Origin of the sequence: Rhodococcoides fascians NBRC 12155 = LMG 3623, from assembly GCF_001894785.1 — a bacterium.
GTDB classification, from domain to species: Bacteria; Actinomycetota; Actinomycetes; order Mycobacteriales; family Mycobacteriaceae; genus Rhodococcoides; species Rhodococcoides fascians.
In genome coordinates this window covers 1,116,154-1,131,068 of sequence record NZ_BCWW01000001.1, presented here as the reverse complement: position 1 = coordinate 1,131,068, position 14,915 = coordinate 1,116,154, and the positions used below count along the sequence as shown (strand labels likewise).

Below are 14,915 nucleotides of genomic sequence, written 5' to 3'. Positions count from 1 at the left end.
CCCTGCAAGGCGTTGCGAACCGCGTCCCCGGACGGCGGAGCTACCAGTCGGTAAGATGTGATCGTGACCACTCCTCGCATTCCGTCCGGTACCGCCCGCACTCTCGGCCCCGTCAACTGGGTCATCTGCAAGGTCATCGCAAAGGGCGCGGGAGTACCCAACCCCCACCTGTTCACCACTCTCGGTCGAACCGGCGGCCTGTACCGGGCGTGGCTGTTCTACAGCGGCCATCTGATGCCGGGCGGAAAGATCTCCCGCAAGGAATCGGAAATGGTGATTCTCCGGGTGGCGCACCTGCGCGAATCCGCATACGAGATGGACCACCACATTCGCCTGGGCCGTCGAGCCGGCATCGACCGAGACCTGCTCGAGCTGATCATGACCGGCCCGCACGCCCCTGGGCTGTCGACTCGCTACCGCACCATCCTCACTGCCGTCGACGAGCTGATCGAGACCAAGACGCTCACCGACGCCACGTGGTCCGAACTGGCGACCCAGTTCGACGAACGTCGCCTCATCGAATTCGTCTTGCTGGTCACCCAATACGACGGGCTCGCAACCACACTGGGCACCCTCCGCGTCGAACGCGACTACGGCGACCGGCCGCCACGACGATGAACGAGACACCCGAGACTGCACTGCGCCGCGCTCTGGCGATGATCGAACCGGAGTCGGTCCGCACGAGCGCCCGGATCGACGGCGACTACGTCGAACTCATGGACGACGCCAAGGCCCCCAATCCGACGATGGCCAGCCGAGCGATGAACAACCGCGGTGTCGCGGCGATCTACGAGAACATCTGGCGACCGTTCGGCGTATCGATGATGGGAATCGGCGGGCTGCCCATGTCCGCCGAACGCGCCAAGGCCGTCGCCGACTTGCGGTTACACGGGCCACAGCGAGTCCTGGACGTCGCCTGCGGCCCCGGCAACTTCACCAGGTTCCTGTCGGAGCAGCTGACCGAGGACGGTATCGCCGTCGGCTTCGATATCTCCGAGGCCATGATCGCTCGCGCAGTGCGCGACAATCGGGGGCCGCGTGCGGCATACGTTCGCGGCGATGCGGCCGAACTCCCGTACGCCGATGCGACATTCGACGCCGTATGCTGTTATGCCGCACTGTATCTCGTGCCACATCCACTGCAGGTGGTCGACGAGCTCATCCGCGTCCTGCGACCGGGTGGACGCATCGCCATCATGACCAGCTGTCAACTGGGCCTGGCACCGCTGCGTACCGTCGTCGGCCTGGGATCTGCCGCCGTCGGGGTACGCATGTTCCCGAAGGGGCAGTTCACCGAGATGTTCGCCGCTGCGGGCATGACCGACATCGAGCAGGACATCCGCGGTCTCGCCCAATTCGTCAGTGCCACCAAGAATTAGCGCTACCGACCCTGCTGTACCCCCGGCAGAGCGAGACCTGACCGTGGTCAAGAACGAACCGGAAGGGCTTTTTACTGATACTTTGGCAAACAGACCGATCAGACTGGGAGCCACACAGTGACACACGCACCGGACCGTACTCGTATCGAGTTTCCCGATATCTCTTCTCGCACTTGGGAACACCCTTCGGACCGAGCAGCCTTGGTCACTCTTCGCACCCTCAAGGGCTTCGACACGGTGCTGCGAACGCTGTCCGGACTGCTGCGCGAGAGACAGCATCGCCTGATGTACTTGGCCACCGCGGTGCGCGTCGACGAACGCCAGTTCAAGGATCTGAACGATCTTCGAGCCGATTGTGTGCAGATTCTCGGCGCGGAGGAAACTCCGGAGCTGTTCGTGGTTCAGTCGCCGATGGTCAACGCGTTCACCATCGGGATGGATCGACCGTTCATCGTCCTGACCACCGGCATGCTCGACATAATGACCTACGAGGAACAGCGATTCGTCGTCGGCCACGAACTGGGCCACGCCCTGTCCGGCCACGCGGTGTACCGCACCGTTCTCATGCACCTGATGCGCCTCGCCGGCACGGTCGGCTGGGTTCCGGTGGGCGGCTGGGCCTTGCGCGCGGTCATCGCGGGGCTGATGGAATGGCAGCGCAAATCCGAATTATCCGGCGACAGAGCAGGTTTGCTGTGCGGACAGGATGTGCACACCGCGATCAGCGTGCAGCTCAAGTTGGCGGGCGGCGCACGTATCAGCGAAATCGACGTCGACGCCTTCCTCGCTCAGGCCGCCGAGTACGAGGCCAGTGGAGATCTGCGCGACGGCGTGCTCAAGCTGCTCAATCTCGAACTCCTCTCGCACCCGTTCTCGGTGCTGCGAGCTGCGGAACTGAAGAAGTGGGTCGACACCGGCGAGTACGCGGCGGTCCTTCGTGGCGACTACCCACGCCGGTTCACCGACCACGAGGCCAAGGTGTCGGAGGAGTTCCGTAACGCGGCCCGCACGTACAAAAACAACTTCGACACGTCGGAGGACCCGCTGATCAAGACGGTCCGCGACATCGGCAGCGGCTTCACCGGTGCCGTCGACGCCGTCGGCAACGGAATCGGCGACGTGGCGTCGGACATCAAGGGCAGGTTCGATCACTGGCGAAAGTCCTAGCACCCCAGAACTAAGCGAACGGCGGCGACCACCGAGGTGGTCGCCGCCGTTCGTCGTTCTACAGCAGAGATCAGAAGTTGATCATGTGGCCTGCGAGGCCGTGGATCGCTTCCTGCAGTGCCTCCGACAGCGTCGGGTGCGTGTGGACGTTGCGGGCCAGCTCGTTGACCGTCAGGTCCCACTTCTGGGCCAGGGTCAGCTCCGGCAGCAGCTCCGAGACGTCCGGTCCGATGAGGTGGCCACCGAGCAGCTCACCGTGCTCGGTGTCGGCGATGAGCTTGACGAAGCCCGTCGCGTCGCCCAGGCCGTGTGCCTTGCCGTTGGCGGCGAACGGGAAGTTCGCGACCTTGATGTCGGATCCACGAGCCTGCGCTTCTTCGCGGGCCTGGTCCTCGGTGAGACCGAAGCTCGCGACCTGCGGCTGGCAGAACGTGGCGCGCGGCATCATGCGGTAGTCGTCGATCGGCAATGTCTCTGCGCCGCCGATGGTTTCGGCAGCCACCACGGCCTGCGCCTCCGCCACGTGGGCGAGCTGGAGCTTGGCGGTGACGTCGCCGATGGCGTAGATGTGCGGGACGTTGGTCTGCATCGTGTTCGTGATGCCGATGGCACCGCGATCGGTGAGCTCGACACCGGTCTTCTCGAGACCGAAGCCCTCGACGCGAGGAGCGAATCCGACGGACTGCATCACCTTGTCGACGGTGAAGGTCTCGCTCTCACCGGACTTGTTGTGCTTGATCTCGACGGTGACCTTGGAGCCGTCGTCGTCGATGCTCTGCACACCCGCGCCGGTGATGACCTTGACGCCGAGCTTCTTGTACTGCTTCTCGATCTCCTTCGAGACGTCCTTGTCCTCGTTGGGGAGCGCGCGATCGAGGAACTCTACGATGGTGACGTCGACTCCGTAGTTCTTCAGGACGTACCCGAACTCCATACCGATGGCGCCCGCGCCGACGATGAGGATCGATCCCGGCAGATCCTTGGTCATGATCTGCTCTTCGTACGTGACGACGTTCTTGCTGAGCTCGGTTCCCGGGAGCAGCTTGGTGGTGCTGCCGGTCGCGATGATCGCGTTGTCGAACGTGATCGTCTCGGTGCCGCCCTTGGACAGTTCGACCTCGATGGTGTTGGCATCGGTGAACGTGCCCTGGCCGTCGTACTCGGGGATCTTGTTCTTCTTCATCAAGAAGTGGATGCCCTTGACGCGTCCGTCCGCGACCTTGCGGCTGCGGTCGAATGCTGCGCCGAAGTCGAAGGATGCTTCACCCGAGATACCGAACAGCTTGGCCTCCTTGGTGAAGAGGTGCGCCAGCTCGGCGTTACGGAGAAGCGCCTTCGAGGGGATGCAGCCCACGTTGAGGCACACACCGCCCCAGTACTTCTTCTCGATGATGGCAGTGCTGAGTCCGAGTTGTGCCGCGCGGATAGCAGCGACGTACCCACCGGGACCGGCTCCGAGGACAACGACGTCATAGTGTGAGGTCACGAGTCCCCAGCGTAGTCGTGCCCTCCGACACTGTCTCGACCTGGTCTTCGTTACCAGCCGGTAGCCTCGCACGCGTCCTGCACCCGACCGCACGTGTGCTGCTAGAACTGTGCCATGGCTTTCTCGGACGACCCGTACCTCTGGCTCGAAGACGTCACCGGCGACGACGCACTCGCGTGGGTACGCGAGAAGAACGAGGTGACGATCCAGGCGCTGGCAGGCGAGCGTTTCGACGCCACCGTGGCGGGTGTACGCGAGATTCTCGACACCGATGCGCGGATCCCGTACGCACGCAGGCGCGGGCAGTTCCTCTACAACTTCTGGCGCGACGCCGAGCACATCCGCGGGGTGTGGCGGCGCACCACGATGAACGAGTACCGCACGGACGAACCCGCATGGGACGTCCTGCTCGATCTCGATGCCCTGGCCGCCGACGAGGGCGAGAACTGGGTATGGGGCGGCGCTCAGGTACTGCGCCCCGACCAGCTGCGCGCTCTGGTGACGCTGTCCCGAGGCGGTGCCGACGCGACGGTGGTACGCGAGTTCGATCTCGACTCCCGCACGTTCCGCGCTGCGGAGGACGGCGGTTTCACGCTGCCCGAGGCCAAGACCGACATCGGCTGGATCGACGCCGACACCGTGTTCGTCGGCACCGATTTCGGACCGGGGTCCTTGACCGAATCCGGCTATCCGCGGATCACCAAGAGATGGCACCGAGGCACCCCGCTCGCCGACGCGGAGACCGTCTACGAGGGCGAATCGCGGGACATCTCGATCTCCGCGTGGCACGACCGCACGCCGGGATTCGAGCGCGACTTCGTGCAGCGGTCCACCGACTTCTACAACTCCGAGACCTACGTGCTCGACGGTACGGCGGTGACCCGCATTCCGACGCCGACGGACGCATCGACGTCGGTCCACGAGAACTGGCTGCTGGTTCGGACGATGACCGAGTGGACCTACGACGGTGTCACCCATCCGGCGGGCGCGCTGCTCGCGGCCGACTTCGACGAATTCATGAGCGGCACAGCATCTCTGACGGTTCTGTTCACTCCCGACGAGCACACATCCCTGCATCAGTACGCCTGGACCGAGAATCATCTGCTGCTGGTGACGCTGCAGGATGTCCGGACTCGTCTGCATGTGCTCACCCCTCGTGCGCGTTTTGCGTACCTGGAGGGGCGCAAAACGCGCACGACGGAGTGGGATACGACCACCGTCGACGGGCTGTCGGAGTTGGCGTCGACCGAGATCATCGGTACGGACGCCGAGGAGAACGGGGACGAGTTCTTCCTCGGCTCCTCGGGTTACCTCACCCCGGCCACGCTGCTGGTCGGCACGGTCGGCGGCGCGCTCGAGGTACTCAAGCAGGCTCCCGCTTTCTTCGACGCGGACGGCATGACCGTGCAACAGTTCTTCGCGGAGTCGGACGACGGCACCGCGATCCCCTACTTCGTAGTCCGACGCGGCGACGCAGGCCCCGGCCCCACACTGCTGTACGGCTACGGCGGCTTCGAGATCTCGATGACGCCCGGCTACAGCGGAGCGATGGGTCGAACGTGGCTCGAGCGCGGCGGCACCTACGTCGTCGCCAACATCCGCGGCGGCGGCGAGTACGGACCGTCCTGGCACACCCAGGTGTTGCGAGCGGGCCGGCATCTGGTCCACGAGGACTTCGCCGCGGTCGCCCGCGACCTGGTGGCCCGAGGGATCACCACCGCCGATCGCTTGGCCGCCCAGGGCGGCAGCAACGGTGGCCTGCTGATGGGCATCATGGAAACGAAGTACCCGGAACTGTTCGGGGCGTTGGTATGTCAGGTCCCGCTACTGGACATGAAGCGGTACCACCTGTTGCTCGCGGGAGCGTCCTGGGTGGCCGAGTACGGGAACCCCGACGACCCCGCCGAATGGGAGTTCATCTCGCAGTACTCCCCGTACCAGAACGTCGTGGCCGCGTCCGAGCGGAAGTACCCACCGATACTCATCGCCACGTCCACCCGAGACGATCGAGTCCATCCCGGACACGCGCGCAAGATGGCTGCGCGGCTGGCCGAGCTCGGTCAGGACGTGAGTTACTACGAGAACATCGAGGGCGGCCACGGCGGGGCGTCGGACAATGCGCAGCTGGCCTTCAAGACCGCACTGACGTACGAGTTCCTGTGGCGGCAGCTCGAGAGCCGGTGATGTCAGTCGGCCAGAGCCTGCTCGAACATCGGCCAGGAATTGTGGAGATCGTCCTGCCAGTATCCCCAGGAGTGCGTGCCGCGTTCCCGTAGCTCGAAATGAGCTGGAATATCCAGCTTTTCGAGCGCGCTCTTCAGTCGACGGGTACAGTCGCCGGTCGCGACCTCGATGGCACCGCCCACCACCATCTGGTTCAGCAGCACGAAACCGGGGCCGTTGGGGTTGGTTCCGTCGAAGGTGTCCGATGCCCCCGCCAGGCCACTGCCGTTGGAGATGTACAGCGCGGTGCCGCGCAACTTGTCGGCGTTGACGACAGCGTCGTTGTGCACCCAGTCGGGGTCGCCGTCCGGGCCCCACATGTTCTTCACGTCGGTTCCGAGCGCCATCGATACGACGGTCTTGACGTACGCGCGGCCCAACGGATCGGTGGTCGAGGCGCAGCCGCTGTAGGAGCCGACCGCCCGGAAGAGACCGGGGTTGTGCGCCGCCAGATTGAGCACCGACGTCGCAGCCATCGAGATCCCGGCAATGACGTTGCGGCCGTTGGTCTTCAGCAGCTGGTCGACGAGTGGAGGCAGTTCGCGGGTCAGGAAGGTCTCCCACTTGTTGCGGCCGAGCACGCGATCGTCGTGCTGCCAGTCCGTGTAGTAGGAATAGGCGCCGCCGACGGGAGTGACCACATTGTCGTTCTTGTCCGCGAAGAACGACACGACATCGGTCTGGGTGTACCAGTCCATACCGTCCACCCCACCGCCCGCGCCGTTGAGCAGGTACACGGTAGGGCTCGGTTTCGCGCGGTCCGGAGAGCGGAGAATCTTCAGCGGGATGGTCCGCTCCATCGCGGCCGAATGCACGAACGCCGTCATGGCGACGGCGTCGGTCTCCTCCGTGCGCACCACGTACGACGTCGACGCGTCGGGCGCGGCGAGGGCCGTGCCCTGCGCGGCCGACGCAGCGATACACGCGGCCACGAGCACACCCCTACCGATCCGACGAGCTGTAGCCCCCAGGCCGTTCATACACGTGCTCGCTATCTTCGGCAGAACAGAAGTTGAGTCACTAGCGTTGTACACCAGAACGGGCGCGGAGTTGGAACTTATCGCATGAATTAGTCCAAACGACCGTATCGTTCGGCACGGGGTTGTGTCAGCGGTGCATCCACCGCTCGACCAGGTCGGCCACCGCGGTGGGATTGCGGATCCACCCGTTGTGGCCCAGCGGCTCGTCGATGTGTTCGGTGGTGATGTCGGCGTTGGCAAGCTTGGCCGTCAGATTCTCCATCGAACCCTTGGGGGCCAGATCGTCGCCCTCGATGGTCACTGCCAGCACCGGTAGGGTCAGCCGGCCCATCCGTTCCTCGTAGTCGATGTCGGCACCGGCCGGCTCGATCGAGCCCGTTCGGGCGAACCTCGACCAGTCGTCGATCAACACTCGTGATTGACGACCGAATCCGCCGACCCCGATGCGGTCCCCCGGCCAGAATCCGGCGATGTTGCTGGTGATCGCCATCGCCGCCGCGCCGAAGTACAGCGGGACCCCGCGAGTGGTGCCGAAACCGCGGTGGTACGGCGACCCGGATGCCACCAGGATCAAGCCACCGAGCCTGCCTCGAATTCGGGCTGCGTACATCGCGCCCAGTTGTCCGCCCATACTGTGGCCGAGCAGATACGGGGTTGCGGCGGGGAACTGCTCGCGCACCACCTCGAAGATCGCCGGAAAGTCGACCGACACCAATTCCTGATATCCGTACCTGCTAGACGAACTCGGCTTCGGCTTACTGTCCCCCTGGCCCCGAAGATCGCCGATCGCAGCATGAAATCCGCGTGCGACGAGCGCTTCGGCGAACAGCCGGTAGTAACCGCCGGGTATGCCGAGACCCGGGAGAACGACGATGACGGGCGCATCGTCTCGGCCCTCACTCGGAAACAGCGTCACCGGCACCGTCGAACCGTCGGGCATCTGAATCGGAACCGTCTGCATCGGCCAACCCTATGACGGTGCGACCGCACCTTCCCCAGGGCACTACCTCACAGGATGATCGGGTGGTAGCTACCGGTCGACCAGCTGAACCAGAACAATTGACTGTTGATGAATCCGACTACGGCTTCGAGCATGGCACCACCTCTATTACCGTCGATACCGAGCGCATCGAGGATGAGGTTCAGGTCTACCCGGTCGGCGGCGAATCATCGACCGCTGGAGGATATTTCGGTCGAACGAATGACACTTCGAAACCACGAAAACCGGGCCCGACGGTAGTCGGGCCCGGTTTCGGGGTCGCGCTTCAGCTGGGGAGCGTGCCGGGGATGTTGACGACCGAACCTGTTCCTTCGGAGCTGCCGACAGCGAGCAACTGCAGCAACAGCGAGAGAAATTCCATCAAAACTCCTTCGAGAGAGGGGGATTCGCCGCCGACGCGGCGTCGCGAGCCTTACTGTTCATCGATTCGGCTCCGGTCGGCCGTCCTGGCCGAGGCCTACGGCGCGGAGCCGGGATGTCAGTCGGAGGAAGAACTGATACCCGAGAAGAGCTGGATGAAGATTGCCAAGAGGTCACCGAGTTCAGCGGACATGCGACAGGCTCCTTGTTGTTCGAGGGATGTGCAGATCGAACGTGACGGTCGTCACTCGATTACCTCTGCATGAAGATTTCTACCCGAACGGATAACGTTTCGTACACGCATTGGCATCGAAAAGTCAGAAATCTTGGTGAGCTGTCACAAAACGGTCACGGAGACGGAAAGTCGCGGCCGCCCCCGACAGCGACCGCGACTCGTGGACCGACGAATTACGCGGCGCTACCCGACGTCAGCACGCCGACGATCTGCTCGACGATCGCGTCGACGATGCCGTCGTAGACTCCGGTTGCAATGTCGGTGATGAACTGCGCAGCTGAACCCATGAGAACTCCTGATGCTCGTCTCTTCGTACAGCCGTAGGTAATACGGCCTACCACTTTCCTACCGCAACCACCGGCGCGGTGCACAACGCGGCACGAACTCGCTGCGCGGATACCGAAGCGACGCAGGACGTTCACCGAGCAGACCCCGGTATGTAGCCCAGAATTATTCTCCGAGCACGTCTTTCGCGCGTCCGACGAGCAGCGGGTCTGTTTCGCCCACGATCTCGGAGTCCTTGTTGGCGTAGTCGAACTTGTTGAGCACGAACCGCATCGCGTTGATCCGCGCGCGCTTCTTGTCGTTGCTCTTCACCACGGTCCACGGTGCTACGTCGGTATCGGTGGCGCGGAAGTTCTCTTCCTTCGCAGCGGTGTACGCATCCCACTTGTCCAGTGACGCAAGATCCATCGGCGACAGTTTCCACTGCCGTACCGGATCCACCTGCCGGATCGCGAAGCGAGTGCGCTGCTCGTGCTGCGACACCGAGAACCAGAACTTGGTCAAGCTGATGCCCTCGTCCACCAACATCTGCTCGAACAGCGGTGCCTGCCGAACGAATTGTGCATGCTGCTCCTCGGTGCAGAACCCCATGACCCGTTCGACACCGGCACGGTTGTACCAAGACCTGTCGAACATCACAATTTCGCCGGCCGCAGGCAGATGCCCGATGTACCGCTGGAAATACCACTCCGTCGACTCCCGCACCGACGGCTTCTCCAACGCGACGACGCGTGCGCCGCGGGGATTGAGGTGCTCCATGAACCGCTTGATCGTGCCGCCCTTACCGGCGGCGTCGCGACCCTCGAAGATGATGACGTGGCGTCGTCCGGTGTCCTTGGACCACATCTGCAGCTTGAGCAGTTCGATTTGCAGCAGCCGCTTTTCGAGTTCGTACTCGGCGCGGGTCATACGCTCGTCGTAGGGGTAGTTCTCCCGCCACGTGTCGACGACGTGACCGCCCGGTACCGTCAGCAGCACCGGGTCGTCGTCATCGGAGTCGTCGACGACGAACCCCGAAGTATCGGCAAGATCCACGGCGGTCGTGATGTCCCGCACGTCGCTGAGATTCTTGCGTGCAGCCACGCCGTTGCGGAGATCGAAGTCGGTCATGCGCCGAAAGTTAGTGCTCATCGGTGACCGGTCCATGGCGATTCGGTGAACACCGAGCGCAACCGGACGCATCGGACACGCTTCCGGTCTGCAAGGGGGACGGACCGGAAGCGACCGACACATCCGACCGTAATCCTCGCGCCGACAACAGGTCGAGCGTCTGCGTCGTAAAAGTCACCGAACTTGCATATCGACCCGTTTCTCGATCGTTCGATTCTCCGGGTCGATATGGGTGAAAGCCCCGATGTGCCCACAGGCGTCGGCGACGCAGACTTCTCACCATGACATTCGAGAGCAATTCCCCCAGAGAATTCACCCTGTCCAACTCGCAGAAGATGATCGGAGGCGTCTGCGGCGGTATAGCCGACTACTTCGGTTGGGACGTCAACCTCGTTCGCGTCGCCACCGTCGCCGGTGCAGTGCTGAGCGGTGGCACAGTCGTGCTGATCTACCTGGCGGCCCTGATGCTGATGCCGCGCCGCCCGTGAGCTCCCGCGACCGCGGAAAGGCCCCGCATCCTCGCCGGTGGAGGAACGGGGCCTTGCCGTCGGACTTCGCGGAATGGGGCCTAGCTGGAGCCGAAGCTACCGGTGCTTCCGCCGAGCAGTCCGTCGAGAAGTTCACCGAGACCATCGGTGAGGCCACCGGTGATGGGTCCGGTGATGCCACCGTCTTCGCCGCCGCCGAGGATGGGCAGGAGGCCGGTGAGGAGATCGAGGAGCATGGGTAAGCCTTTCGAAAGACACGTCGTGGCCCGAGTCGGAGGGTGACCAGGCCACAGGAACATAACGTTCCAGACGCGATCCATTCCATTGTTTCGGACAAAAAGGACCCACCGGCTGTTTCGGGGCTCGAAAGCCGACCCGGTTCTTCACCGTTCCGGTGATCAGTCCTCGGTTTTCCCGGTGATCAACCAACCGCAGGGCGCAGCCAGCTCGTCGGCTTCCGTCGGTCCCATCGAGCCCGGCGCATAGTTCTTCACCGCGGGCGGATCGTTCAACAGCGGCGCCGCCACCTCCCACACGTGGGCCAGGCCGTCGGGTCTGGTGAACAGCGATCGGTCCCCGTTCAGTACATCGAGGATCAGACGGGAGTACGGGCTCAACGGCTCCGCGTCGGGCACCGATTTCAGCGGCAACGACAGATGCCCGACGGACAGGTCGAAATCCGGTCCCGGTTCCTTGACCGTCATGGCGATATCGATGCTGCCGTCACCGGACAGGTCGAACGAGAGCACCGCGCCGTCTTCGGGCAGCGTCGACAGTGGACTGTCGGCGGGCTTGCGGAACACCAGCGATACCCGCTGCGCTCCGGCACCGAGCATCTTGCCGGTACGAAGCAGGAACGGCACCCCACGCCAGCGATCGGTATCCACCCACAGCTTCGCGGCCACGAACGTGTCGACCGTCGAATCCTCGGCAACGCCGTCGACGTCGCGGTAGCCGTCGTACTGCCCCAGAACCACCTCGTCGGTGTCGAGTGGACGGAACTGCCCGATCACCGTTTCGCGAGCCGACTGCAGATCCTCGGCCTTCAACGACGCAGGGGGTTCCATGGCCACCTCGGCGGCCACCTGGAACAGATGGGTCACCAGCATGTCCAGAACGGCACCGGTCTCGTCGTAGAACTCGGCGCGGTCGTCGATGTCGAGTGTCTCGGGCACGTCGATCTGCACATGCTCCACGTGCTCGGAGTTCCAGATGCCGCTGATCATGCCGTTGGCGAACCGCAACACGTGCAGGTTCTGCGTTGCTTCCTTACCGAGGAAATGGTCGATGCGATAGACCTGTTCCTCCTTCACGACCTCGTGCACGGCCTTGTCGAGTTCCTCGAAGTTGTGCTGCGAGGTGCCGAAGGGCTTCTCGTACACCACTCGGGAACCCTCGGCGAGATCGTGTGCACCGAGGGCCTTCGTGTAGTCGACGAACGTGCTCGGCGGCAGCGCGATGTAGTGCACCAGCTGTGCGTCGTCACCGATCTCTTTCCTGGCGTCGGCGACGACGTCGGGGAGCTTGCCGGGATCGTCGACGGTGAAGCCGTTGCCCGCGAAACGGATTCGCTTCGAGAACGCCGACCAATCGTCGTCGGCCACGTTCTCGGCGAACTCGTCGAGCACATCTTTCACGTGGTCGCGGAACTCGTCGTCGGACGAATCCTTGCGACCGTTGCCGATCAGGATCCATTTCTCCGGCAGCAGGCCTTCGACGTGGAGTTGGTAGAACGACGGCAGAACCATTCGCTTCGCGAGGTCTCCGGTCGCGCCGAACAGGACGAATACAGTGGGTTGCGAGGACGCCATGACCTCCACTATGCACCGCATAGTGCTACCTAGGTGAGAGTGCACGAAGATGACCAGATCACGGTTTCACGGAGAGATCTACGGGGTAGGTACGACGTCGGGAGTGCGCATCGTCGTCGGACACTGGACGCGCTCGCCCCTCGGCGAATTCACCGATGTGATGGTCCAATTCGCGGACGGTCGACGCCTACTCGTGGCACCGAACGAGGCAGTACGTGAATTCGTCACGGCGACATACTCGTTCGATTCCACCGAGCTGGTACCGGTCACCTTCTCCGAACAGCCCGACGGGTGGCGGTCCGTCGTGGCCGGGGATCTGTCGGTACGCATCCGAGTGGCCGGACCGACGGTTCTCGGCCGCGCCCTGAGCCTCGTCCCCGACGCCGTGTCCACCGCACCGTGGTTCTGCACGATCAGCGACCCCATCGCCCGAGTGATACTGCGCGGAGTGCGAACTCGCGGCAGCGCCGGCGGAGGCAGGCGCGAATACTACGGAGCCAGGCACCAGCACCGCGTCGTCGACGTCGTCGCATCCTGGCAAGGAGACGACCTGGGCTCGCTGACGCCCGTCACTCCCCCGGTGACGTTCGGTTTCGGCAGCACCCCCGCGGCACCGTCGGTCACGTCCATCACCACCACGATCGACTCGTAGACCACTTCTGTTTCACACCACTGCTGCTCCGACTTCGCGGAGTTCGTCGAGAGCCGCTGCGGAGGTCTCGGGAGCGACCCCGGCCACCAGATCGGTGAGAACCCGAACGTCCAGGTGCTGTGCCACTGCATCTTTCGCCGACGCCAGCACGCAGTAATCGGTGGCGAGACCGACGATGTCGACGGCCGTCACCTCGTTGGCGGTCAGGATCTCGGACAGAGATGTTCCATCCTCGGTGACGCCTTCGAACGCCGAATACGACGGTCTGCCCTGCCCCTTGTAGACATGCACGTCGACGCTGCCGGTTCGGTAATCCGGGTGATATTCCGCGCCGACCGTTCCCGCGACGCAGTGCACGGGCCACGTGGTGACGAAATCCGGGGCAGCGTCGGTGGCGAAATGTCCACCGTTGTCGCTGTCGCCGTCGTGCCAGTCGCGTGAGGACACCACGAGGTCGTAGTCGTCGCCGCTCCGGGCGAGGTACGCGCTGATCCTGCGCGCCACCTCCCCACCGCCGACCACGGCCAGAGCACCACCCTCGGTGAAATCGTTCTGAACATCGACTACCAACAGAGCACGAGTCATGTGTCCCAGTATCCTCGACGGGTGCGCGTGTCGTCTCTGGTGACCTATCCCGTCAAAGGATGTGCCGGTACGGCGCTGGACTCGGCCCGGGTGAGCGCAGCCGGTCTCGAACACGATCGAGCGTTCATGATCGTCGACGCGGACGGCTCGTTCCGCAGCCAACGCACCGATCCCGTGCTGGCCGTCGTTCGATGCTCGGTGGAAAACGGCTCACTGACACTGCGCCACGAGAGCGCAGGAAGCGTCACCGCCGTCGTCGATCGTGATTCCGCGGGCCGCGAGGTCACGATGTTCGGCGCGCCGCTGCGGGGCATCGACCAGGGCGACGACATCGCCGCCTGGCTCACCGACGTCATCGGCGAGCCCTCACGCCTCGTCGCCGCGCCCCGCGATCACGGCCGCGTCACCGACGGAATCCGTCCCGGCTCGGCCCATTTCGCCGACAGCGCCGCCGTCCACATCCTCTCGACCGCCACGCTGGCCGGTCTGAACTCCCGCCTCGACGCCCCGCTGCCGATCGACCGATTTCGGCCCAACATCGTCGTCGACGGCTCGCAGGACGCTCATGTCGAGGACGAAGTGCGCGACATCTCGATCGGCGACGCACGATTGGCGTACACGAAGCTGGCGATCCGCTGCGCCGTCACCACGGTGGAGCAGAGCACCGGTGTTCGCACCGGACCCGAACCTCTGCGCACTCTCGGCACCTACCGCCGGGCCCGGCAGAAGGGCGTCGCCTTCGGTTCGAAATTCTCGGTGATCGAGGAAGGAACCATCTCGGTCGGGGACGAACTACGCGTCGAGACCTGGGGCGAGTCGGAGCTGTAACTCGAACGGCATGTGGTTCGCCCACCCGTTTCGAGCTCGCAGCCGAAGGTGCTGTTCTGCACCGAGTTCGACGCGTCGCCGCCCGGTGCCGAGTGCGGATGTCGTGCCGCGGTAACGAATGAATGCGGTGAGCTCGTGGCCACCCGGTGCCAGCTCGTAGGTCGACGGTTCCGACCACGACTGGCGATGCTCCACGCCGTCGATCGTCACGAACGGCCGCGTCAGCGTGCGCACCAAGGACGCGTTCACCCAATGTGGAGCGAATTCGATCTCGATCGCGCTCATGGTTACCTAGAGTAACGGTATAGCGAGTGTAGCGCGCTGAG

At 64.0% G+C, this 14,915-nt stretch carries 15 protein-coding genes; 7 read left to right on the top strand and 8 right to left on the bottom strand.

Going from position 1 to position 14,915, the window contains the following annotated elements; all coding sequences use genetic code 11:
* The first annotated feature begins 57 nt into the window (after window positions 1–57).
* From RFA01S_RS05690 to RFA01S_RS05680, 3 genes are all read left to right on the top strand, one after another.
* Window positions 58–618 carry a carboxymuconolactone decarboxylase family protein gene (locus RFA01S_RS05690; RefSeq protein WP_027498420.1) on the top strand — a complete coding sequence of 187 codons (561 nt, stop codon included), beginning with the start codon at window positions 58–60 and terminating at the stop codon, window positions 616–618.
* Entirely contained in the window at window positions 615–1,379 is a 765-nt protein-coding gene (locus RFA01S_RS05685) for a class I SAM-dependent methyltransferase (protein ID WP_072692005.1), read from the top strand. The genes RFA01S_RS05690 and RFA01S_RS05685 overlap by 4 nt, the downstream gene beginning before the upstream one ends.
* Window positions 1,380–1,496: 117 nt before the next feature.
* Window positions 1,497–2,546 carry a M48 family metallopeptidase gene (locus tag RFA01S_RS05680; RefSeq protein ID WP_032406499.1) on the top strand — a complete coding sequence of 350 codons (1,050 nt, stop codon included), beginning with the start codon at window positions 1,497–1,499 and terminating at the stop codon, window positions 2,544–2,546.
* Window positions 2,547–2,616: 70 nt separating this feature from the next.
* Here the strand turns inward: RFA01S_RS05680 and lpdA are convergent, their stop codons facing one another.
* Window positions 2,617–4,032: a dihydrolipoyl dehydrogenase gene (gene lpdA, locus RFA01S_RS05675; RefSeq protein ID WP_032365160.1), complete on the bottom strand. Its 1,416-nt coding sequence runs from the start codon at window positions 4,030–4,032 to the stop codon at window positions 2,617–2,619.
* 114 nt (window positions 4,033–4,146) lie between these two features.
* Here lpdA and RFA01S_RS05670 point away from each other — a divergent pair, with 114 nt between their 5' ends.
* On the top strand, window positions 4,147–6,216 hold the full coding sequence (locus tag RFA01S_RS05670) for a prolyl oligopeptidase family serine peptidase (protein WP_072692004.1): 2,070 nt from the start codon (window positions 4,147–4,149) through the stop codon (window positions 6,214–6,216).
* Between the two features lie 2 nt (window positions 6,217–6,218).
* Here the strand turns inward: RFA01S_RS05670 and RFA01S_RS05665 are convergent, their stop codons facing one another.
* The 3 genes from RFA01S_RS05665 to ppk2 all read right to left on the bottom strand — a co-directional run bounded on the left by RFA01S_RS05665 (window position 6,219) and on the right by ppk2 (window position 10,225).
* Window positions 6,219–7,235, bottom strand: coding sequence for an alpha/beta hydrolase (locus tag RFA01S_RS05665; RefSeq protein WP_032406500.1), 1,017 nt, complete (start codon window positions 7,233–7,235; stop codon window positions 6,219–6,221).
* A 127-nt stretch (window positions 7,236–7,362) separates the two neighbouring features.
* Window positions 7,363–8,196, bottom strand: a complete 834-nt coding sequence (locus RFA01S_RS05660) for an alpha/beta hydrolase family protein (protein WP_027498426.1) — start codon at window positions 8,194–8,196, stop codon at window positions 7,363–7,365.
* A 1,084-nt stretch (window positions 8,197–9,280) separates the two neighbouring features.
* Window positions 9,281–10,225, bottom strand: a complete 945-nt coding sequence (ppk2, locus tag RFA01S_RS05655) for a polyphosphate kinase 2 (protein ID WP_045840630.1) — start codon at window positions 10,223–10,225, stop codon at window positions 9,281–9,283.
* A gap of 281 nt (window positions 10,226–10,506) precedes the next feature.
* Between ppk2 and RFA01S_RS05650 the strand changes: the two genes are divergently transcribed.
* A complete protein-coding gene (locus RFA01S_RS05650) occupies window positions 10,507–10,713 on the top strand; it encodes a PspC domain-containing protein (RefSeq protein ID WP_027498428.1) in 207 nt (68 codons plus the stop codon).
* 80 nt (window positions 10,714–10,793) lie between these two features.
* On the opposite strand, the gene RFA01S_RS27640 is transcribed toward RFA01S_RS05650, so the two are convergent.
* Complete coding sequence (locus RFA01S_RS27640) at window positions 10,794–10,949, bottom strand: hypothetical protein (RefSeq protein WP_155288427.1); 156 nt, start codon at window positions 10,947–10,949, stop codon at window positions 10,794–10,796.
* A 162-nt stretch (window positions 10,950–11,111) separates the two neighbouring features.
* Window positions 11,112–12,524: a glucose-6-phosphate dehydrogenase gene (locus RFA01S_RS05645; RefSeq protein ID WP_032390714.1), complete on the bottom strand. Its 1,413-nt coding sequence runs from the start codon at window positions 12,522–12,524 to the stop codon at window positions 11,112–11,114.
* A gap of 49 nt (window positions 12,525–12,573) precedes the next feature.
* Here RFA01S_RS05645 and RFA01S_RS05640 point away from each other — a divergent pair, with 49 nt between their 5' ends.
* Window positions 12,574–13,176: a hypothetical protein gene (locus RFA01S_RS05640; protein ID WP_032406501.1), complete on the top strand. Its 603-nt coding sequence runs from the start codon at window positions 12,574–12,576 to the stop codon at window positions 13,174–13,176.
* Between the two features lie 12 nt (window positions 13,177–13,188).
* On the opposite strand, the gene RFA01S_RS05635 is transcribed toward RFA01S_RS05640, so the two are convergent.
* The gene (locus tag RFA01S_RS05635; protein WP_032365156.1) at window positions 13,189–13,761 is read right to left on the bottom strand and encodes an isochorismatase family protein; all 573 of its coding nucleotides are present in this window, start codon (window positions 13,759–13,761) and stop codon (window positions 13,189–13,191) included.
* Window positions 13,762–13,782: 21 nt separating this feature from the next.
* On the opposite strand from RFA01S_RS05635, the gene RFA01S_RS05630 reads away from it, so the two are divergent.
* Entirely contained in the window at window positions 13,783–14,589 is an 807-nt protein-coding gene (locus tag RFA01S_RS05630; RefSeq protein WP_081371264.1) for an MOSC domain-containing protein, read from the top strand.
* Here the strand turns inward: RFA01S_RS05630 and RFA01S_RS05625 are convergent.
* Window positions 14,554–14,874 carry a hypothetical protein gene (locus tag RFA01S_RS05625; RefSeq protein ID WP_032406503.1) on the bottom strand — a complete coding sequence of 107 codons (321 nt, stop codon included), beginning with the start codon at window positions 14,872–14,874 and terminating at the stop codon, window positions 14,554–14,556. The genes RFA01S_RS05630 and RFA01S_RS05625 overlap by 36 nt on opposite strands.
* Window positions 14,875–14,915 lie beyond the last annotated feature (41 nt).